The 17,822-nt window shown below is 63.2% G+C and carries 27 protein-coding genes; all 27 read left to right on the top strand.

Going from position 1 to position 17,822, the window contains the following annotated elements:
* Positions 1-2 precede the first annotated feature (2 nt).
* Positions 3-608, top strand: coding sequence for an NADH-quinone oxidoreductase subunit J (locus QM741_RS17055; RefSeq protein ID WP_415208829.1), 606 nt, complete (start codon positions 3-5; stop codon positions 606-608).
* Complete coding sequence (nuoK, locus tag QM741_RS17050; RefSeq protein WP_415208828.1) at positions 605-910, top strand: NADH-quinone oxidoreductase subunit NuoK; 306 nt, start codon at positions 605-607, stop codon at positions 908-910. Before QM741_RS17055 ends, nuoK begins: the two co-directional genes overlap by 4 nt.
* 5 nt (positions 911-915) lie before the next feature.
* A complete protein-coding gene (gene nuoL, locus QM741_RS17045; protein WP_415208827.1) occupies positions 916-2,934 on the top strand; it encodes an NADH-quinone oxidoreductase subunit L in 2,019 nt (672 codons plus the stop codon).
* 174 nt (positions 2,935-3,108) lie between these two features.
* Positions 3,109-4,620: an NADH-quinone oxidoreductase subunit M gene (locus QM741_RS17040; protein WP_415208826.1), complete on the top strand. Its 1,512-nt coding sequence runs from the start codon at positions 3,109-3,111 to the stop codon at positions 4,618-4,620.
* 75 nt (positions 4,621-4,695) lie between these two features.
* Positions 4,696-6,147 carry an NADH-quinone oxidoreductase subunit NuoN gene (gene nuoN / locus QM741_RS17035; protein ID WP_415208825.1) on the top strand — a complete coding sequence of 484 codons (1,452 nt, stop codon included), beginning with the start codon at positions 4,696-4,698 and terminating at the stop codon, positions 6,145-6,147.
* A gap of 390 nt (positions 6,148-6,537) precedes the next feature.
* Positions 6,538-6,849 (top strand): 30S ribosomal protein S10, encoded by a 312-nt coding sequence (rpsJ, locus tag QM741_RS17030; RefSeq protein ID WP_018974026.1) that lies wholly within the window; start codon positions 6,538-6,540, stop codon positions 6,847-6,849.
* Between the two features lie 11 nt (positions 6,850-6,860).
* Entirely contained in the window at positions 6,861-7,502 is a 642-nt protein-coding gene (gene rplC, locus QM741_RS17025) for a 50S ribosomal protein L3 (protein WP_415208824.1), read from the top strand.
* Positions 7,503-7,513: 11 nt separating this feature from the next.
* Positions 7,514-8,113, top strand: a complete 600-nt coding sequence (rplD, locus tag QM741_RS17020) for a 50S ribosomal protein L4 (RefSeq protein ID WP_415208823.1) — start codon at positions 7,514-7,516, stop codon at positions 8,111-8,113.
* On the top strand, positions 8,110-8,415 hold the full coding sequence (rplW, locus tag QM741_RS17015; RefSeq protein WP_415208822.1) for a 50S ribosomal protein L23: 306 nt from the start codon (positions 8,110-8,112) through the stop codon (positions 8,413-8,415). The genes rplD and rplW overlap by 4 nt, the downstream gene beginning before the upstream one ends.
* A gap of 39 nt (positions 8,416-8,454) precedes the next feature.
* Positions 8,455-9,282, top strand: coding sequence for a 50S ribosomal protein L2 (gene rplB, locus QM741_RS17010; protein WP_415208821.1), 828 nt, complete (start codon positions 8,455-8,457; stop codon positions 9,280-9,282).
* Between the two features lie 20 nt (positions 9,283-9,302).
* Entirely contained in the window at positions 9,303-9,587 is a 285-nt protein-coding gene (gene rpsS, locus QM741_RS17005) for a 30S ribosomal protein S19 (protein WP_018974021.1), read from the top strand.
* 10 nt (positions 9,588-9,597) lie between these two features.
* A complete protein-coding gene (rplV, locus tag QM741_RS17000; protein ID WP_415208820.1) occupies positions 9,598-9,933 on the top strand; it encodes a 50S ribosomal protein L22 in 336 nt (111 codons plus the stop codon).
* Between the two features lie 4 nt (positions 9,934-9,937).
* On the top strand, positions 9,938-10,696 hold the full coding sequence (gene rpsC, locus QM741_RS16995) for a 30S ribosomal protein S3 (protein WP_415208819.1): 759 nt from the start codon (positions 9,938-9,940) through the stop codon (positions 10,694-10,696).
* 141 nt (positions 10,697-10,837) lie between these two features.
* Positions 10,838-11,251 (top strand): 50S ribosomal protein L16, encoded by a 414-nt coding sequence (rplP, locus tag QM741_RS16990; protein WP_415208818.1) that lies wholly within the window; start codon positions 10,838-10,840, stop codon positions 11,249-11,251.
* Positions 11,251-11,442 (top strand): 50S ribosomal protein L29, encoded by a 192-nt coding sequence (gene rpmC / locus QM741_RS16985; RefSeq protein ID WP_415208817.1) that lies wholly within the window; start codon positions 11,251-11,253, stop codon positions 11,440-11,442. The genes rplP and rpmC overlap by 1 nt, the downstream gene beginning before the upstream one ends.
* 80 nt (positions 11,443-11,522) lie before the next feature.
* A complete protein-coding gene (gene rpsQ / locus QM741_RS16980) occupies positions 11,523-11,792 on the top strand; it encodes a 30S ribosomal protein S17 (RefSeq protein WP_415208816.1) in 270 nt (89 codons plus the stop codon).
* A gap of 24 nt (positions 11,793-11,816) precedes the next feature.
* Positions 11,817-12,185, top strand: a complete 369-nt coding sequence (gene rplN, locus QM741_RS16975) for a 50S ribosomal protein L14 (protein WP_415208815.1) — start codon at positions 11,817-11,819, stop codon at positions 12,183-12,185.
* Positions 12,186-12,265: 80 nt separating this feature from the next.
* The gene (gene rplX / locus QM741_RS16970; protein ID WP_415208814.1) at positions 12,266-12,577 is read left to right on the top strand and encodes a 50S ribosomal protein L24; all 312 of its coding nucleotides are present in this window, start codon (positions 12,266-12,268) and stop codon (positions 12,575-12,577) included.
* 11 nt (positions 12,578-12,588) lie between these two features.
* A complete protein-coding gene (gene rplE / locus QM741_RS16965) occupies positions 12,589-13,131 on the top strand; it encodes a 50S ribosomal protein L5 (RefSeq protein ID WP_415208813.1) in 543 nt (180 codons plus the stop codon).
* 122 nt (positions 13,132-13,253) lie between these two features.
* Entirely contained in the window at positions 13,254-13,559 is a 306-nt protein-coding gene (gene rpsN, locus QM741_RS16960; protein ID WP_415208812.1) for a 30S ribosomal protein S14, read from the top strand.
* Between the two features lie 87 nt (positions 13,560-13,646).
* Positions 13,647-14,045, top strand: coding sequence for a 30S ribosomal protein S8 (rpsH, locus tag QM741_RS16955; RefSeq protein ID WP_415208811.1), 399 nt, complete (start codon positions 13,647-13,649; stop codon positions 14,043-14,045).
* 69 nt (positions 14,046-14,114) lie between these two features.
* Positions 14,115-14,642 (top strand): 50S ribosomal protein L6, encoded by a 528-nt coding sequence (gene rplF / locus QM741_RS16950; RefSeq protein ID WP_415208810.1) that lies wholly within the window; start codon positions 14,115-14,117, stop codon positions 14,640-14,642.
* An 87-nt stretch (positions 14,643-14,729) separates the two neighbouring features.
* On the top strand, positions 14,730-15,089 hold the full coding sequence (rplR, locus tag QM741_RS16945) for a 50S ribosomal protein L18 (RefSeq protein ID WP_415208809.1): 360 nt from the start codon (positions 14,730-14,732) through the stop codon (positions 15,087-15,089).
* Positions 15,090-15,179: 90 nt separating this feature from the next.
* Complete coding sequence (gene rpsE, locus QM741_RS16940) at positions 15,180-15,695, top strand: 30S ribosomal protein S5 (protein ID WP_018974008.1); 516 nt, start codon at positions 15,180-15,182, stop codon at positions 15,693-15,695.
* A complete protein-coding gene (gene rpmD / locus QM741_RS16935) occupies positions 15,682-15,888 on the top strand; it encodes a 50S ribosomal protein L30 (RefSeq protein ID WP_415208808.1) in 207 nt (68 codons plus the stop codon). The genes rpsE and rpmD overlap by 14 nt, the downstream gene beginning before the upstream one ends.
* Before the next feature lie 27 nt (positions 15,889-15,915).
* Positions 15,916-16,350: a 50S ribosomal protein L15 gene (rplO, locus tag QM741_RS16930; protein ID WP_415208807.1), complete on the top strand. Its 435-nt coding sequence runs from the start codon at positions 15,916-15,918 to the stop codon at positions 16,348-16,350.
* 13 nt (positions 16,351-16,363) lie between these two features.
* Positions 16,364-17,710: a preprotein translocase subunit SecY gene (gene secY, locus QM741_RS16925; protein ID WP_415208806.1), complete on the top strand. Its 1,347-nt coding sequence runs from the start codon at positions 16,364-16,366 to the stop codon at positions 17,708-17,710.
* Positions 17,711-17,822 lie beyond the last annotated feature (112 nt).

Below are 17,822 nucleotides of genomic sequence, written 5' to 3'. Positions count from 1 at the left end.
ACATGAGTTTCGAGTCTATCCTGTTCTACGTATTCGCCACGGTGCTGACGCTGTCGGCGCTGATGGTGATCACCGTGAAAAACTCGGTGCACGCCGCATTGTTTTTGGTGCTGACGTTCTTCACCGCCGCTGCGCTGTGGATTCTGCTGCAGGCCGAGTTCCTCGGCATCGCGCTCGTGCTCGTCTACGTCGGCGCGGTGATGGTGCTGTTCCTGTTCGTGGTGATGATGCTCAACATCGACGTCGAACCGCTGCGCGAGGGATTCGTGCGCTATCTGCCGGTCGGGATCGCCGTGGCCGCGATCATGCTCGCGGAAATGCTGCTGCTGATCGGCCTCAAGACGATGTCGATGCAGGCGCTGCCGCCCGATCCGGCCGGCGCGTCGAACACGGCCTGGCTCGGCAAGGCGCTGTTCACCCACTTCCTGCTGCCGTTCGAGGTCGCGGCGGTGATCCTGACCGTGGCGCTCGTCGCCGCGGTCACGCTGACCCTGCGACGCCGCGTCGGCGTCAAGGCGCAGAATCCGTCCAGGCAGGTCGCGGTCAAGGCGAGCGAACGCATCCGTATCGTCAAGATGGAAAGCGCAAGCAAGGGAGGCACGCCGTGATCACGCTGTCGCACTACATCGTGCTCGGCACGATCCTGTTCTGCGTTTCCGTCGCGGGCATCTTCATCAACCGCAAGAACGTCATCGTGCTGCTGATGTCGATCGAGTTGATGCTGCTCGCGGTCAACACCAACTTCGTCGCGTTCTCGCGCTTCCTAGGCAATGTCGACGGCCAGGTGTTCGTGTTCTTCATCCTGACCGTGGCGGCGGCGGAATCGGCGATCGGTCTCGCGATTCTGGTGACGCTGTTCCGCAACCGCGCGACGATCAACGTCGGCGAAATCGATTCGATGAAGGGCTGACAGGCATGCAATTGAATCCCACCATTCTGCTGATCATCGCCCTTGCGCCGCTCATCGGTGCGATCGTCGCCGGCATCTTCCGACAGCAGGTCGGCCGCGTCGGCGCGCACACGGTGACGATCGCCGGCGTCGCGCTGTCCTGCGTGCTGTCGTTCTACGTGCTCTATCAACTCGTGTGGGGCGGGGCGCAGCCCTACAACGCGAATCTCTACACCTGGTTCCAGGTCGGCGGCATCGACGCGCACGTCGGCTTCCTCGTCGACCGCCTCACCGCGATGATGATGGTCGTTGTCACGTTCGTCTCGCTGATGGTGCACGTCTACACGATCGGCTACATGGCCGAGGACGACGGCTACCAGCGCTTTTTCAGCTACATCGCGCTGTTCACGTTCTCGATGCTGATGCTGGTGATGAGCAACAACTTCCTGCAGCTGTTCTTCGGCTGGGAAGCGGTCGGCCTGGTTTCGTACCTGCTGATCGGTTTCTGGTTCAAGCGGCCGACCGCGGTATTCGCGAACATGAAGGCGTTCATCGTCAACCGTGTCGGCGACTTCGGTTTCCTACTCGGCATTGCCGGCGTGCTGTATTTCTTCCACACGCTGGATTACGCGACCGTGTTCGCGCACACCGAGGCGCTGAACGGCAAGACGCTCGAGATCTTCGGCGGCGATCCGTGGTCGGCGGCGACGGTGATCTGCATCTGCCTGTTCGTCGGCGCGATGGGCAAGTCGGCGCAGATGCCGCTGCACGTCTGGCTGCCGGACTCGATGGAAGGCCCGACGCCGATCTCCGCGCTGATCCACGCGGCGACGATGGTGACCGCCGGCATCTTCATGGTCGCGCGCATGTCGCCGCTGTTCGAGCTGTCGGACACGGCGCTGTCGTTCGTGCTCGTGATCGGCGCGACGACGGCGTTCTTCACCGGCCTCATCGGCATCGTGCAGAACGACATCAAGCGCGTCGTCGCCTATTCGACGTTGTCGCAGCTCGGCTACATGACCGCCGCGCTCGGCGTGTCGGCGTACTCGGCCGCGGTGTTCCACCTGATGACGCATGCGTTCTTCAAGGCGCTGCTGTTCCTCGGCGCGGGTTCGGTCATCATCGCGATGCACCACGAGCAGGACATGCGCTACATGGGCGGCCTGCGCAAGTACATGCCGATCACGTTCATTACGGCCTGGATCGGCACGCTCGCGCTGACCGGCATGCCGGGCTTCGCCGGGTTCTATTCGAAGGACGCGATCATCGAAGCCGTGAAGGAGGCCTCGGATCACGGCGGCCTGGCGCAGCATTATGCCTACTGGTGCGTGCTGCTCGGCGTCTTCGTCACCGCGTTCTACAGCTTCCGTTTGCTCTACCTCACGTTCCACGGCAAGGAGCGCTTCGTCCTCGACCACGGCCATGGCCACGACGATCATGGTCACCACGAACCGGGCCATCTCGCGCACGAGCCGCACGAATCGCCGGCCGTCGTGACCTGGCCACTGATCGCGCTCGCCATACCGTCGGTCGTCATCGGCGCGCTGACCGTCGGTTCGATGCTGCATAGGGACTACTTCGGGAGCGCTATTCGCGTTGCGCATGAAGCGGGCGAGGGGGCGCATGCAGAATTTGCCGGCTGGTTTGCGACGATGCTGGAAGGCTTCGTCGGAGCGCCGTTCATTCTGGCTTTCCTTGGTTTCGCCACGGCAACGTACGTCTATCTGTTCAACCCGACGATCGCCGACAAGGCCAAGAGCGCGCTGCATCCGTTGTGGAACGTGCTCGACAAGAAGTACTGGTTCGATCCGATTTACCAGGCCGTGTTCGCACGCGGCAGCGTCGCGCTCGGCCGCGGCTTGTGGAAGGGCGGCGACGTCGGCGTGATCGACAACGTGTTGATCGACGGCTCGGCCGCAGCGGTCGCGCGCACCGCGGGCCTCGTGCGCTGGGTGCAGACGGGTTACTTGTACACCTATGCGTTCGCGATGATCCTCGGGCTCGTGTTCCTGCTCGGCGGGTTGTGGTGGGTGGTGCGTGGATGAGGTGAGGTGTGGATTTGTCTCCCTTCTCCCGCCGGGAGAAGGTGCCCGAAGGGCGGATGAGGGAAGAGCTCTTCAGGTTGTAGCGACGTTTTGTGACGGAACGCCTTTCCCTTATCTGGCGCTTCGCGCCACCTTCTCCCGGTGGGAGAAGGGAAGCAATGCAGGAATTTTGGAATGATGCAAATGCTGTTGAGCATCCTGATCTGGTTGCCGATCGCCGGCGGCTTCGCCGCGCTCGCGCTCGGCACGCATCGGGCCAAGGAGGCGCGCTGGCTGGCGCTGGCCGTGGCCGTCGTCACCTTCGTCGTCAGCATTCCGCTGCTGGCCGGCTACGACGCGGCCGCCGGCACGATGCAGTTCGTCGAACAGCATCGCTGGATCGCCGCGATCAACGCCAACTACCACCTCGGCGTCGACGGCATCTCGGTCGCGCTGATCGTGCTGACGACCTTCGTCACCGTGCTCGTGATCCTCGGCGCCTGGGATTCGGTGCACGACAAGGTCAACCAGTACCTCGCCGCGTTCCTCGTGCTCGAAGGCCTCATGGTCGGCGTGTTCTGCGCGCTCGACGCGCTGCTGTTCTACGTATTCTTCGAAGGCATGCTGATCCCGATGTTCATCATCATCGGCATATGGGGCGGTCCGCGCCGCGTCTACGCGACCTTGAAGTTCTTCCTCTACACCTTCTTCGGCTCGATCTTCATGCTGGTCGGGCTGATCTGGCTGTACCTGCAGTCGGGCAGTTGGGAACTCTCGCAGCTCGCGGCGCTCAAGCTCACGCTGACCCAGCAGTCGTGGCTGTTCTTCGCCTTCCTGATCGCGTTCGCGGTCAAGGTGCCGATGTGGCCGGTGCACACGTGGCTGCCGGATGCGCACGTCGAGGCGCCGACCGGCGGCTCGGTCATCCTGGCCGCGATCATGCTGAAGATCGGCGGCTACGGTTTCCTGCGCTTCTCGCTGCCGATCACGCCCGACGCAAGCCAGCACTTCGCCTGGCTGCTGATCGCGCTGTCGCTGGTCGCGGTCATCTACATCGGCTTCGTCGCCCTCGTCCAGGAGGACATGAAGAAGCTGATCGCGTATTCGTCCGTGTCGCACATGGGCTTCGTCACGCTCGGCATCTTCATCGTGCTCGCACTCGTGCGCGTGTCCGGCAACAAGGACGCGGCCTACCTCGGCGTCTCCGGCGCGATGGTGCAGATGATCTCGCACGGCTTTGTCTCCGGCGCGATGTTCTCGTGCATCGGCGTGATCTACGACCGCATGCACACGCGCATGATCAAGGACTACGGCGGCGTCGTGAACACGATGCCGTGGTACGCCGCCTTCGTCGTGTTCTTCGCCATGGCCAATTGCGGCCTGCCGGGCACGAGCGGCTTCGTCGGCGAGTTCATGGTCATCCTCGCCAGCTTCCAGTCGAACTTCTGGATCGCCGCGCTCGCCGCGTTCACGCTGATCATCGGCGCGGCGTACACGCTGTGGCTGGTCAAGCGCGTGATCTGGGGCGAGGTGACCAACGACCACGTCGCCAAGCTCAAGGACATCGATGCGCGCGAAGCGCTGGTGCTCGGCGCGTTCGCCGCGATGACGCTGCTGTTCGGCATCTGGCCCGAGCCGCTGACGCATTTGATGGACGCGTCGGTCAAACATATCGTCGATCAGCTTTTGGTCGTCAAGGTTGGATAAAAAATTGAGAAGTGCAGTCAGGACGACTGCTTTTTGATCTTGCACGCAGGGATGCGTGCATAAATGAGATAGACCATGTCTTTCAGTCTTCACGATCTCTCCCTGATCCTGCCCGAAGCGTTCCTGCTGTTCGCGATCTGCGGCGTCATTGCGCTCGATCTGATCGTCAAGCCGACGCAGCGCGACGCGACGCACTGGGTCTCGATCGGCGTGCTCGTCGCAACACTGCTGCTCGTTCTCGTCGATCCGGATCCGACCCACGAACGCGGCTTTTCGGGCATGTTCGTGCACGACGCAGCGGCGAAGCTGCTCAAGGTCTTCATCCTGCTCGTCGTGATCGCGGTGTTCGTCTACGCGCGCACCTACCTGAAGGACCGCAAGCTGTTCGTCGGCGAATTCCACATGCTGGTGCTGTTCGCGACGCTCGGCATGATGCTGCTCGTCTCGGCCGGCAGCCTGGTCATGATCTACGTCGGCCTCGAACTGCTCACGCTGTCGTCCTACGCGCTGGTCGCGCTGAACCGCGACTCGCCGCTGTCGTCCGAAGCCGCGATGAAATACTTCGTCCTCGGCGCGCTCGCGTCGGGCATCCTGCTCTACGGCATGTCGATGATCTATGGCGCCAGCGGCACGCTCGATATCGGCCACATCCATGGCCTCGTCTCGTCCGGCGTCGGCGACAACAAGACGCTGCTCGCGTTCGGCCTCGTCTTCCTCGTCGCCGGCATCGGCTTCAAGTTCGGCGCGGCGCCGTTCCATATGTGGCTGCCCGACGTCTACCAGGGCTCGCCGACCGCCGTGACCGCGTTCATCGGTTCCGCGCCGAAGATCGCCGCGTTTGGCATGGCCTGGCGCCTGCTCGACGGCGCGCTCGGCGGCCTGCATCCGCACTGGGGCGAAATGCTCGCTGTGCTGTCGGTGCTCTCGCTCGCGGTCGGCAACGTCGTCGCGATCGCGCAGACCAACTTGAAGCGCATGCTCGCGTATTCGACGATCTCGCACGTCGGTTTCCTGCTGCTCGGCCTCGCCAACGGCGCGCCGTCGGGCTATGCGGCGGCGATGTTCTATGCGATCGCGTACGCGATCATGTCGGCCGCGGCGTTCGGTTCGATCCAGCTGCTCGCGCGCGCCGGCTTCGAGGCCGAGGAGATCGATGACTTCAAGGGCCTCAACCAACGCAACCCGTGGTACGCCTTCGTCGTCCTGCTCGTGATGGCTTCGCTCGCCGGCATCCCGCCGCTGTTCGGCTTCTTCGCCAAGCTCATGGTGCTCAAGGCCGCGCTCGACGCAGGTCAGCTCTGGCTCGCGATCGTCGCGATCGTGTTCGCCATCGTCGGCATGTTCTACTACCTGCGCGTGATCAAGGTCATGTACTTCGATCCGCCGTCGACGAAAGGCGCGCTCGCGCTGCCGCACGACATTCCACTGCGCTGGGTGCTGTCGATCAACGGCGCGGCGCTGCTGTTCCTCGGCCTGTTCTTCGGCCCGCTGCTGGCTTGGTGCTATCGCGCGATGGGTGCTGGCTGAGAGCAGGGCACGGCCATTGCCGGCTTCGGGAGGTTGTCGAGGCAAGAGCTTGCATTCCCCGAAAAGTCGGGCTAGAATACAAGACCACTCGGCGATTTCCTTCTGCAAGAAGGGTCGACGAAACGGCGAAATGAGGTGCGGGACGCGCTTCGACTTCGCAGCCATGGACGGTTGAGCGCTTCCTTGCGAAGCGAAATGATTCCAATGTTTGGGCGGGCCGGCGATCGGCCCGCCCAAACTTTCGTTTCAAGGTTTGTTTTCCCATCGATCCGGAACCGGATCGCCGCGGTGCATTTGGCTGCGGATACGCATGCTCTTTGAAAAGTCCGGCATGGATTGCCGGGTTGATCTTCGCGTTCAGGGAAGAGCGCAAAAATAAGGTACACGGCAATGGCGGACCAGAAGATTCGAATTCGGCTCAAGGCCTTCGATCATCGTTTGATCGATCGCTCGGCGAGCGAGATCGTGGAGACGGCGAAGCGCACCGGCGCGCAGGTGCGCGGCCCGATTCCGCTGCCGACCAAGATCGAGCGCTACACCATCCTGACCTCGCCGCACGCCGACAAGGACGCGCGCGACCAGTACGAAACGCGCACGCACAAGCGCGTCATGGACATCGTCGATCCCAACGACAAGACCGTGGACGCGTTGATGAAGCTCGACCTCGCCGCCGGCGTGGACGTGCAGATCAAGCTGTATTGAGAGCTACGAACATGAGCATTGGAATCATTGGCCGCAAGTGCGGCATGACGCGAGTCTTCACCGAGGCCGGCGAGTCGGTGCCGGTGACGCTGATCGAAGCGACTCCGAACCGCATCACCCAGGTGAAGACGGTCGAGACGGACGGTTACACCGCCGTGCAGGTGACGGCGGGCACGAAGCGCGCGGCGCTCGTGACCAAGCCGCTTGCCGGCCACTACGCCAAGGCCAAGGTCGAGGCGGGTCGCGGTTTGTGGGAGTTCCGCGTCGACGCGAAAGACGTCGGCGGCTATGCGGTCGGCGGCGAACTGAAGGCCGACGAGGTGTTCAAGGTCGGCCAGAAGATCGACGTCGCCGGCGTGACCAAGGGCAAGGGCTTCCAGGGCACGATCAAGCGCCACAACTTCACGATGGGCGACGCGACGCACGGCAACTCGCTGTCGCACCGCGCGCCGGGCTCGATCGGCCAGCGCCAGACGCCGGGCCGCGTGTTCCCGGGCAAGAAGATGGCCGGCCACATGGGCGCCACGCGCCAGTCGGCGATGAACCTCGAAGTGGTCAAGATCGACGCAGAGAAGCACCTGATCGCCGTGCGCGGCGCGGTGCCGGGCGCGCCAGGCGGCAACGTTATCGTTAGCCCCGCTGCGAAAGCGTAAGGAGCAATAAAATGGAGCTGCAAGTACAAGGCGCCAAGCAGCCGCTGTCGGTTTCCGACACGGTGTTCGGCCGCGAATATTCCGAAGGCCTCGTACACCAGGTCGTCGTCGCGTACCGCAACGCGGGCCGCGCGGGTACCAAGGCGCAACTGACGCGCTCGGAGCTGTCGGGCACGACCAAGAAGTTCAAGAAGCAGAAGGGCGGCGGCGCGCGTCACGGCGATTACCGCGCCCCGATCTTCGTCGGCGGCGGCCGCGCATTCGCCGCGAAGCCGCGCGATTTCTCGCAGAAGGTCAACAAGAAGATGTACCGCGGTGCGATCCAGGCGATCCTCTCGCAGCTCAATCGCGAAGGCCGTCTGCAGGTCGTCGAGTCGTTCAACGTCGACAAGGTCAGCACCAAGGCGCTCGCCGCCAAGCTGAAGGACCACACCGGCCGCACGCTGATCGTCACCGAGGACGTCAACCAGAACCTGTTCCTGTCCGCGCGCAACCTGCACAAGGTCGCCGTGGTCGATGTCGCTGCGATCGACCCGGTCACCCTGGTCGATGCGCAGCATGTTGTCATGACCGTGGACTCGGTCAAGAAGATCGAGGAGTGGCTGGCATGAGCGCCGAAATCAAGAACGAAAAGCTGTACACCGTGATTCGCGCCCCGCACATCTCGGAAAAGAGCGCGCGCGCGCAGGAGCACAACCAGTACGTGTTCGAAGTCGCCGCCGGCGCCGACAAGAAGCTGGTCAAGGACGCGGTCGAGGCGCTGTTCAGCGTCAAGGTCGATTCGGTCAACATCGCGAACGTGAAGGGCAAGGTCAAGTCGTTCCGCCAGCGCGCGGGTTCGCGCAACGGTTGGCGCAAGGCTTACGTGCGTCTCGCCGACGGCCAGACCATCGACGTCACCGCCAAGGCCTGAGCCTAGAGCTCGCTCCAAGAATTTATCGGAATCAGAAACATGGCACTGATTACATTGAAGCCGACTTCTCCGGGACGCCGCGCGATGGTGCGCGTGACGACGCCGGGGCTGTACAAGGGCGATCCGTACGCACCGCTGACCGAACCGCAGTCGAAGACCGGCGGCCGCAACCACTATGGCCGCATCACGACGCGGCACAAGGGCGGCGGTTCGAAGCAGCATTACCGCGTCATCGACTTCAAGCGCGACAAGGAAGGCATCGCCTGCCGCGTCGAGCGTCTCGAATACGATCCGAACCGCACGGCGAACATCGCCCTGCTGCTCTACGTGGATGGCGAGCGCCGCTACATCATCGCGCCGAAAGGCGTGAAGGAAGGCGATCGGCTTATGGCCGGCCGGGATGCTCCGATCAAGGTGGGCAACTCGCTGCCGCTGCGCAATATCCCGATCGGTTCGACCGTGCATTGCGTCGAGATGAAGCCGGGCAAGGGCGCGCAGCTCGCGCGCAGCGCCGGCGCTTCGGTGCAGCTGATCGCGCGCGAAGCCGGTTACGCCACGCTGCGCCTGCGCTCGGGCGAAATGCGCAAGGTGCCGGTCGAGTGCATCGCCACGATCGGCGAAGTCGGCAACTCGGAGCACAACCTGCGCAAGCTCGGCAAGGCCGGTGCGAAGCGTTGGCGCGGTGTTCGCCCGACCGTTCGCGGCGCGGCGATGAACCCGGTCGACCATCCGCACGGCGGTGGCGAGGCCAAGGCCGGCCAGGGCAATCCGCATCCGGTGTCGCCGTGGGGCCAGCCGGCCAAGGGCTACAAGACGCGCAAGAACAAGCGCACCACCCAATTCATCGTGCGCGATCGTCGCGGTTGATAGAACAGGACTAGACAACAATGGCACGTTCACTGAAAAAAGGTCCGTTCGTCGATCTGCACTTGCTGAAGAAGGTGGAAGCGGCGTCGGGCTCCAACACCAAGCGTCCGATCAAGACCTGGTCGCGCCGCTCCATGATCCTGCCGGAGATGGTGGGTTTCACCATCGCCGTGCACAACGGCAAGGCCCATGTGCCGGTGCTGGTCAACGAGAACATGGTCGGGCACAAGCTCGGCGAGTTCGCCGCGACGCGCACCTTCAAGGGCCACTCCGGCGACAAGAAAGCCGCTGAGGCGAAGAAGTAAGGTGACTACGATGAGTCTTGAAGCGAAAGCCATCCTGCGCGGCGCGCGCATTTCCTCGCTGAAGGCCCGTCTGGTCGCCGACCAGGTGCGCGGCCTGCCGGTCGGCCGTGCGACGAGCCTGCTGCAGTTCAGCGACAAGAAGGCGGCGCACCTGATCAAGAAGGTGCTGCTCTCCGCCGTCGCCAACGCCGAGAACAACCTGGGCGCCGACGTCGACGAGCTGAAGGTCAAGACCATCATGGTCGACGACGGTCCGCAGTTGAAGCGCATGCACGCGCGCGCCAAGGGCCGCGGTTCGCGGATCATCAAACGCACGAGCCACGTCACCGTGGTCGTCGGGAGCTAATCACATGGGTCACAAGGTTCATCCCACCGGCATTCGCCTCGGCATTTCCAAGGACTGGAATTCGAAGTGGTACGCGAACAAGCGCGAATACGCGCAGTACCTCGCGGCCGATCTGAAAGTGCGCGAACTGCTGCGCGAGAAGCTCGCCCAGGCCGGCGTGTCGAAGATCGCGATCGAGCGTCCGGCCAAGACCGCGCGCATCACGATCCACACCGCGCGTCCCGGCGTCGTCATCGGCAAGAAGGGCGAGGACATCGAGAAGCTGCGTGCGCAGGTGACGAAGGTGATGGGCGTGCCCGCGCACATCAACGTCAGCGAAGTGCGCAAGCCCGAGCTCGACGCGCAGCTCGTCGCCGAGTCGATCGCCCAGCAGCTCGAGCGCCGCATCATGTTCCGCCGCGCGATGAAGCGCGCCGTCGGCAACGCGATGCGCCTCGGCGCGCTCGGCATCAAGATCAACGTCGGCGGCCGTTTGAACGGTGCGGAAATCGCGCGTTCGGAATGGTACCGCGAAGGCCGCGTGCCGCTGCACACGCTGCGCGCCGACATCGACTACGGCTTCGCCCAGGCGAAGACGACCTACGGCATCATCGGCATCAAGGTGTGGATCTACAAGGGCGAGGTATTCGACCTGGCGACCCACACTGCCGAGGCAGGCAAAGAAGAAGCGCGTGAAGCCGCTCCGCGTGGCGATCGTCGTGATCGTACTGAGCGTGAACCGCGTGGTGATCGCGGCGATCGCGAACCGCGCAACGCGCGATAGTAAAAATTGAGAAGTGCGGTCAGGATGACCGCTTTGTGATCTTCGCGGTCAGGGATGGCCGCAAAAAATACTGAAAGTGCGGTCAGGATGACCGCCTTTTGATCTTCGCGATCAGGGGCGATCGCATAAAAGAGAACGACAATGCTGCAACCCAAACGTACCAAGTACCGCAAGATGCAGAAGGGCCGCAACCGCGGCATCTCCTTCGTCGCCAACAAGGTGAGCTTCGGCGAGTACGGCCTCAAGGCCACGACGCACGGCCACCTGACCAGCCGCCAGATCGAAGCGGCGCGCCGTTGCGTGACGCGCTTCGTCAAGCGCGGCGGCAAGCTCTGGATCCGCGTCTACCCCGACAAGCCGATCACCAAGAAGCCGATCGAAGTCCGCATGGGCGCCGGCAAGGGCAGCGTCGAGTACTGGGTCGCCGTCGTGCAGCCGGGCCGCATGCTCTATGAAATCGAGGGCATCAGCGAGGCCGAGGCGCGCGAGGCGTTCCGTCTGGCCGCCGCCAAGCTGTCGGTGCAGACCCAATTCGTGAATCGTACGGTGATGTGATGGACCTTCAAAACCTCCGCAAACAATCCGCGCAGGAACTCAACGACCAGCTCCTCGAGTTGCGCCGCGAGCAGTTCAACCTGCGCATGCAGAAGAGCGCCGGTCAGCAGACCCAGACGCATCATTTCCAGCGCGTGCGCAAAGAGATCGCGCAGATCAAGACGTTGCTGACGCAGAAAGCTAAAAGTTGAGAAGTGCGGGCAGGATGCCCGCTTCGTGATCTTCGCGATCAGGGACGAGCGCAAAAATAAACATGACAGGCCAACAAGCCATGAGTGAAGCGAAAGAAACCCGGGCGCAACGCACAATCGAAGGTCGTGTGGTCAGCAACAAGATGCAGAAGACGGTCACCGTGCTGCTTGAGCGCCAGGTACAGCATCCGCTGTACGGCAAGATCGTGCGCCGTTCGACCAAGGTGCACGCGCACGACGAGAACGGCGAGTGCAAGGAAGGCGACGTCGTCCGCATCGTCGAGACGCGTCCGCTGTCGAAGACCAAGAACTGGCGTGTCGTGCAGGTGCTGACGCGCGCTGCGCAGTGAACGTGGGACGTTGAGGAGTAGAACATGATCCAGATGCAATCCACGTTGACCGCGGCCGACAACAGCGGCGCCAAGTTGCTGTTCTGCATCAAGGTGCTCGGAGGCTCCAAGCGCCGATACGCCGGCATCGGCGACATCATCAAGGTATCGATCCGCGACGCGATCCCCCGCGGCAAGGTCAAGAAGGGCGAGGTCTACGACGCGGTCGTCGTGCGTACGCGCAAGGGCGTGCGCCGCGCCGACGGTTCGCTGATCCGCTTCGACGGCAACGCCGCCGTGCTGCTCAACAACAAGCTCGAGCCGATCGGCACGCGCATCTTCGGGCCGGTCACGCGCGAGCTGCGCAGCGAGCGCTTCATGAAGATCGTCTCGCTCGCGCCCGAGGTTTTGTAGCCCGATCGGGTGAGTTGAAACAGAGAGCGGGCACGATGAATCGCGCCCCTGCGAAAGATAAAGTCAAAAGAGAGTCAACCATGAACCGAATTCGCAAAGGTGATCAAGTCATCGTGATCACCGGCAAATACAAGGGCCAGCGCGGCGAAGTGCTGCGCGTCGCCGACGACCGCGTCGTCGTGCAGAACATCAACCTGGTCAAGCGCCATACCAAGCCGAACCCGCAGGCCAACCAGCCGGGCGGCATCGTCGAGCGCGAGGCGTCGATCCACTTGTCCAACGTCGCCCTGTTCAACAATGCGACGGGCAAGGGCGGCCGCGTCGGTTTCAAGACGCTGGCCGACGGCCGCAAGGTACGCGTGTTCAAGACCGGCGAACAGGCTGACGTTTGAGGAGCATGGCCATGACCACCCGTTTGGAAAAACATTACAAAGACGTCGTCGTTCCGAAGCTGACGGAGAAGTTCGGCTACAAGAACGTGATGGAAGTGCCGCGTCTGGTGAAGATCACGCTCAACATGGGCGTGGGCGAAGCGGCGGCGAACAAGAAGGTGCTCGAGAACGCCCTCGCCGACATGAACAAGATCGCCGGCCAGAAGGCCGTGGCGACCTTGTCGCGCAAGGCGATCGCGGCGTTCAAGATCCGCGAGAACTGGCCGATCGGCTGCAAGGTCACCCTGCGCCGCGCCAAGATGTTCGAGTTCCTCGACCGCCTGATCACCGTGGCGCTGCCGCGCGTGCGCGACTTTCGCGGCGTGTCGGGCCGCGCGTTCGACGGCCGCGGCAACTACAACATGGGCATCAAGGAACAGATCATCTTCCCGGAAATCGATTTCGACCAGGTCGACGCGATGCGCGGCATGGACATCGCGATCACGACGACGGCGAAGACGGATGCCGAAGCCAAGGCGCTGCTCGAGGCCTTCAGCTTTCCGTTCCGCAACTGATTTTGATTTTAAGCCCCCTTGAGTCAAGGGGGCGCCCGAGCGAAGCGAGGGCAGGGTTGTGGGGGGCGTGGCTCCCCCGAAGACTAGCGAAGTCGGGCTTAATTGAAATAGAGAGACAAGTTATGGCAAAGACCAGCATGGTGGAGCGCGAGAAAAAGCGCGCGAAGACCGTCAAGAAGTACGCAGCCAAGCGCAAGGGGCTGAAGGCGATCGTGCTCGATCCGAAATCCTCGTACGAGGAGAAGATGGAAGCGCAGGCCAAGCTGCAGAAGCTGCCGCGCGATGCGAGCCCCTCGCGCCAGCGCAACCGCTGCGAACTGACCGGCCGCTCGCGCGGCGTCTACCGCAAGTTCTCGCTTGGCCGCCACAAGCTGCGCGAAGCGACGATGCGCGGCGACGTGCCGGGCCTGCGCAAGGCCTCTTGGTAAGCGATACCTGAAAGTCCATTTCGGACTTTCGACGATTCAAACATAAGCGAAATCCATTCCGGATATCGATGCTGAGGAAAATGAAACATGAGCATGACTGATCCCATCGCCGACATGTTCACCCGCATTCGCAACGCGCAAGCGACCGCGAAGCCTACGGTGCGCATGCCGGCCTCCAAGACCAAGCAAGCCATCGCCAAGGTGCTGAAGGACGAAGGCTACGTGCGCGACTTCCAGGTCAACAAGCTGGCCAACAACAAGGCCGAGCTCGAGATCGCGCTGAAGTATTTCGAGGGCAAGCCGGCGATCGAGACGATCAACCGCGTCAGCCGTTCGGGCCTGCGCGTCTACCGCGGCAAGGATGCGTTGCCGAAGGTGCTGGGCGGCCTCGGCATCGCCATCGTCACCACCTCGGCCGGCATCATGACCGATGCGCAGGCGCGTGCGCAGGGCGTCGGCGGCGAAGTCATCGGCACCGTGGCCTAACTTTTTTGAGAAGTCCGGCCTGGATGGCCGGTCTTAGTTTCGGTCAGGAAGACCGATGGAGATAAACTTATGTCAAGAGTCGCTAAAAAGCCGATCGCGCTGCCGAAGGGCGTCGAGTTCAAGACCGCAAACGGTGCGGTGACGGTGAAAGGTCCGAAGGGCACGCTGTCGTGCGCGCTGCCTGCCGGCGTCGAAGTCGGCGTCGAAGGCAGCGAAGTGCAGCTCAAGGCGAAAGACGCCGAGACGACCAAGTTTGCGGGTACGGCGCGTGCGCTGCTCGCCAACATGGTCAAGGGCGTCAGTGAGGGCTACGAGCGTAAGCTCGAACTCGTCGGCGTCGGCTATCGCGCCGCGCTGCAGGGCAAGGACCTGAACCTTTCGCTCGGTTTCTCGCATCCGATCGTGTTCAAGGCGCCGGAAGGCATCACGATCACCGCGCCGTCGCAGACCGAAGTCGTCATCGCGGGCGCGGACAAGCAGCGCGTCGGCGAGACCGCCGCGAAGATCCGCGCGTTCCGTCCGCCCGAGCCGTACAAGGGCAAGGGCGTGCGCTACGCCGGCGAGAAGATCACCATCAAAGAGGCTAAGAAGGCTTAAGTTAGGAGAGCTTGGAGCGGATCCGTCCGCGCAGAAATCCGGCCATCCTTGGCCGGACTATCCGAAGAGCCTTCTGGAGATACGAAAATGTCGAACGAAAAGAACGAATCCCGCCTGCGCCGCGCCAAGGCCACGCGCATGCACATCAAGAAGCTCGCCGTGCCACGCCTGACCGTGCATCGCAGCGATCAGCACATCTACGCCCAGGTCATCTCGGCCGACGGCGCCAAGGTGATCGCAGCCGCGTCGACCGTGCAGAAGGCGATCAAGGGCGAGGTCAAGGGCACCAAGAACAAGACCGCCGCGGCGGCCGTCGGCAAGGCGATCGCCGAGAAGGCGAAGGCCGCCGGCGTCGAGAACGTCGCGTTCGACCGCTCGGGTTTCCGCTATCACGGTCGCATCGCCGCGCTGGCGGACGCGGCGCGCGAAGCCGGCCTCAAGTTCTGATTTCTGTAGAAATATGCTTCTTTACAATTCTAAGCGGCCGTGCCGCAAGCAAAAGTCCATCTCGGTACGGGTGGCACAAGGTGAAAAGTAATGTCAACGAATGAACGTGAAAACAGCGACGGCATGCTCGAGAAGCTCATCGCCGTCAACCGCGTCTCCAAGACGGTCAAGGGCGGTCGGCAGATGAGCTTCACCGCGCTGACCGTGGTCGGCGACGGCGACGGCAAGGTCGGCTTTGGCTACGGCAAGGCGCGCGAAGTGCCGGTCGCGATCTCGAAGGCGATGGAACGCGCGCGCCGCGGCATGACCCAGGTCAAGCTCAACAACGGCACGCTCTGGCATGCGGTCAAGGCCAACCACGGCGCGGCGAAGGTCTACATGCAGCCGGCGTCCGAAGGTACCGGCGTGATCGCGGGTGGCGCCATGCGCGCGGTGCTCGAAGTGGTCGGCGTCAAGAACGTGCTGGCGAAGGCGCAGGGCTCGCGCAACCCGATCAATCTCGTACGCGCCACGATCAAGGGCTTGGAAGCGATGGCGACGCCGGAGCGCATCGCCGCCAAGCGCGGCAAGAAAGTCGAAGAGGTAGGCGGTTATGGCCAAGGCTAAGAAGACGGAAGGCGGCACGATCAAGGTCCGCCTGTACAAGAGCATGAACAGCTGCAAGTGGCAGCACCGCCTGAGCGTCAAGGCGCTCGGCCTCAACAAGCTCAACGACGTGCGTGAGTTGAAAGACTCGCCGCAGGTGCGCGGTCTGGTCAACAAGGTCAACTATCTCGTGCGCATCGAAGAAAGCGCCTGAGCCTAAAGAACATCGGAGCATCGAACCATGCGTCTCAACAATCTCAAACCCGCCAAGGGTGCGCGCACGAAGCGCGTCCGCGTCGGTCGCGGCATTGGCTCGGGCCTCGGCAAGACCGCGGGCCGCGGCCACAAGGGCCAGTACGCGCGCACCGGCAAGGGCAAGGTCAAGCCGGGCTTCGAAGGCGGCCAGATGCCGATGCAGCGCCGTCTGCCGAAAGTCGGCTTCCGCTCGCATCTCGCGCACAAGGTGTCCGAAGTGCTGCTGTACAAGCTCGACACGGTCAAGGCCGACGTCATCGACTTCGACGCCCTGAAGCAAGCCGGTCTCGTCGAGACGCGCGCCGAGCGCGCGAAGATCGTCAAGAAGGGCGAGCTCAAGCGCGCGGTCAAGCTCAAGGGCGTGGCCGTTACCGCGGGCGCCAAGGCGGCGATCCTCGCGGCCGGCGGCAGCGTAGAGTAACGGAAGCGACCTCATGGCGGCTTCCCAAGCCAGCATGCTAGCTGGTCTCGGCAAATTGACCGAGCTCAAGCAGCGCATCCTGTTCCTGATCGGCGCGCTCGTCGTTTATCGCCTCGGCTCGTTCATCCCGGTGCCCGGCGTGAAGTCGGCGGCGATGACCTCGCTGCTCGGCGGAGGCGGTGGCCTGATCGACATGGCCAACATGTTTTCGGGCGGCGCGCTCGCGCGCTTCTCGATTTTCGCCCTCGGCGTCGTGCCGTACATCTCGGCGTCGATCATCGTGCAGATGGTCGCGCAGGTGATGCCGTCGTTGCAGTCGCTGCGCAAGGAAGGCGAGTCCGGCCGGCGCAAGCTGACCCAGTGGACGCGCTACTTCACCGTTCTGCTCGCGGCGGTACAGTCGTTCGGCATCTCGACCTGGCTGATGCACCAGAGCGCGAACGGCCAGCAGGTGGTCTATGCGCCCGGCGTCGGCTTCGTCATCACCGCAATGATCGCGCTGACCTCGGGCACGCTGTTCCTGATGTGGCTCGGCGAACAGATCACCGAGCGCGGCATCGGCAACGGCATCTCGATGCTGATCTTCGCCGGCATCGTCGCCGGCTTGCCGGGTGCGACCTACCACACCCTGCAGATGGCGCAGAACGGCGAGCTGAACTTCGTCAAGGTGCTGCTCGTGCTGCTGATCGTGGTCGCGGTGACGGCGTTTGTCGTCTTCGTCGAGCGCGGCCAGCGCCGCATCACGGTCAACTACGCGCGCCGCCAGGGCGGCGGCCAGGCGTACATGAACCAGTCGTCGCACCTGCCGCTCAAGCTCAACATGTCGGGCGTGATTCCGGCGATCTTCGCCTCCAGCCTGATCATGTTCCCGGCGACGGCGTCGTCCTGGTTCAGCGGCAGCACGAATATCCGCTGGCTGCAGCAGTTCACCGCAGCGCTGTCGCCCGGCGAGCCGCTTTACGAGATTCTGTATGCGCTGCTGATCATCGTGTTCGCGTTCTTCTACACCGCGCTCGTGTTCAACTCGAACGAGACGGCCGAGAACCTGAAGAAGTCCGGCGCGCTGATTCCGGGCATCCGCCCGGGCAAGGCGACGGCCGAGTATGTCGACGGCGTGCTCACGCGCCTGACCGGAGCGGGGGCGCTTTACCTCGTGGTGGTCTGCGTGGTGCCGACGTTCCTGCAGCAGTATTTCCACGTGCCGTTCTATTTCGGCGGAACTTCGCTGCTGATCGTCGTCGTCGTGGTCATGGATTTCACCGCCCAGGTGCAGGCGCATCTGGTGTCGCACCAGTACGAAAGCTTGCTCAAGAAGGCGAACCTGAAGGGTTACGGCCGCGGCGGCAATCCCGCCCGCTGAGCCCTCGGATACGGCACGGATCAGAGCAAAAATTCAATGTCGGCGGCGGTTTGGGCTTCCGATAACGTAAAAAACCAGTTAGAATTGCCAGTTCACTGCGCTTTTGGGCGCT

It is taken from the genome of Rudaea sp., from assembly GCF_047601565.1.
Classification (GTDB): Bacteria; Pseudomonadota; Gammaproteobacteria; order Xanthomonadales; family Rhodanobacteraceae; genus Rudaea.
This window is presented reverse-complemented; position numbering and strand designations above follow the sequence as displayed.

Excerpts from the sequence above, each read along its gene's own strand:
- rplB (WP_415208821.1), top strand. The coding sequence starts at position 8,455 with ATGGCACTGATTACATTGAAGCCGACTTCTCCGGGACGCCGCGCGATG.
- rplR (WP_415208809.1), top strand. The coding sequence starts at position 14,730 with ATGTCGAACGAAAAGAACGAATCCCGCCTGCGCCGCGCCAAGGCCACG.
- rplW (WP_415208822.1), top strand. The coding sequence starts at position 8,110 with ATGAGCGCCGAAATCAAGAACGAAAAGCTGTACACCGTGATTCGCGCC.
- rplF (WP_415208810.1), top strand. The coding sequence starts at position 14,115 with ATGTCAAGAGTCGCTAAAAAGCCGATCGCGCTGCCGAAGGGCGTCGAG.
- nuoL (WP_415208827.1), top strand. The coding sequence starts at position 916 with ATGCAATTGAATCCCACCATTCTGCTGATCATCGCCCTTGCGCCGCTC.
- rpmC (WP_415208817.1), top strand. The coding sequence starts at position 11,251 with ATGGACCTTCAAAACCTCCGCAAACAATCCGCGCAGGAACTCAACGAC.
- rplV (WP_415208820.1), top strand. The coding sequence starts at position 9,598 with ATGAGTCTTGAAGCGAAAGCCATCCTGCGCGGCGCGCGCATTTCCTCG.
- QM741_RS17040 (WP_415208826.1), top strand. The coding sequence starts at position 3,109 with ATGATGCAAATGCTGTTGAGCATCCTGATCTGGTTGCCGATCGCCGGC.
- rplP (WP_415208818.1), top strand. The coding sequence starts at position 10,838 with ATGCTGCAACCCAAACGTACCAAGTACCGCAAGATGCAGAAGGGCCGC.
- rplO (WP_415208807.1), top strand. The coding sequence starts at position 15,916 with ATGCGTCTCAACAATCTCAAACCCGCCAAGGGTGCGCGCACGAAGCGC.
- rpsJ (WP_018974026.1), top strand. The coding sequence starts at position 6,538 with ATGGCGGACCAGAAGATTCGAATTCGGCTCAAGGCCTTCGATCATCGT.
- rpsN (WP_415208812.1), top strand. The coding sequence starts at position 13,254 with ATGGCAAAGACCAGCATGGTGGAGCGCGAGAAAAAGCGCGCGAAGACC.
- rplX (WP_415208814.1), top strand. The coding sequence starts at position 12,266 with ATGAACCGAATTCGCAAAGGTGATCAAGTCATCGTGATCACCGGCAAA.
- rplC (WP_415208824.1), top strand. The coding sequence starts at position 6,861 with ATGAGCATTGGAATCATTGGCCGCAAGTGCGGCATGACGCGAGTCTTC.
- rpsH (WP_415208811.1), top strand. The coding sequence starts at position 13,647 with ATGAGCATGACTGATCCCATCGCCGACATGTTCACCCGCATTCGCAAC.
- rpsS (WP_018974021.1), top strand. The coding sequence starts at position 9,303 with ATGGCACGTTCACTGAAAAAAGGTCCGTTCGTCGATCTGCACTTGCTG.
- nuoN (WP_415208825.1), top strand. The coding sequence starts at position 4,696 with ATGTCTTTCAGTCTTCACGATCTCTCCCTGATCCTGCCCGAAGCGTTC.
- QM741_RS17055 (WP_415208829.1), top strand. The coding sequence starts at position 3 with ATGAGTTTCGAGTCTATCCTGTTCTACGTATTCGCCACGGTGCTGACG.
- rpsE (WP_018974008.1), top strand. The coding sequence starts at position 15,180 with ATGTCAACGAATGAACGTGAAAACAGCGACGGCATGCTCGAGAAGCTC.
- rplD (WP_415208823.1), top strand. The coding sequence starts at position 7,514 with ATGGAGCTGCAAGTACAAGGCGCCAAGCAGCCGCTGTCGGTTTCCGAC.
- rpsC (WP_415208819.1), top strand. The coding sequence starts at position 9,938 with ATGGGTCACAAGGTTCATCCCACCGGCATTCGCCTCGGCATTTCCAAG.
- rpmD (WP_415208808.1), top strand. The coding sequence starts at position 15,682 with ATGGCCAAGGCTAAGAAGACGGAAGGCGGCACGATCAAGGTCCGCCTG.
- secY (WP_415208806.1), top strand. The coding sequence starts at position 16,364 with ATGGCGGCTTCCCAAGCCAGCATGCTAGCTGGTCTCGGCAAATTGACC.
- rpsQ (WP_415208816.1), top strand. The coding sequence starts at position 11,523 with ATGAGTGAAGCGAAAGAAACCCGGGCGCAACGCACAATCGAAGGTCGT.
- rplE (WP_415208813.1), top strand. The coding sequence starts at position 12,589 with ATGACCACCCGTTTGGAAAAACATTACAAAGACGTCGTCGTTCCGAAG.
- rplN (WP_415208815.1), top strand. The coding sequence starts at position 11,817 with ATGATCCAGATGCAATCCACGTTGACCGCGGCCGACAACAGCGGCGCC.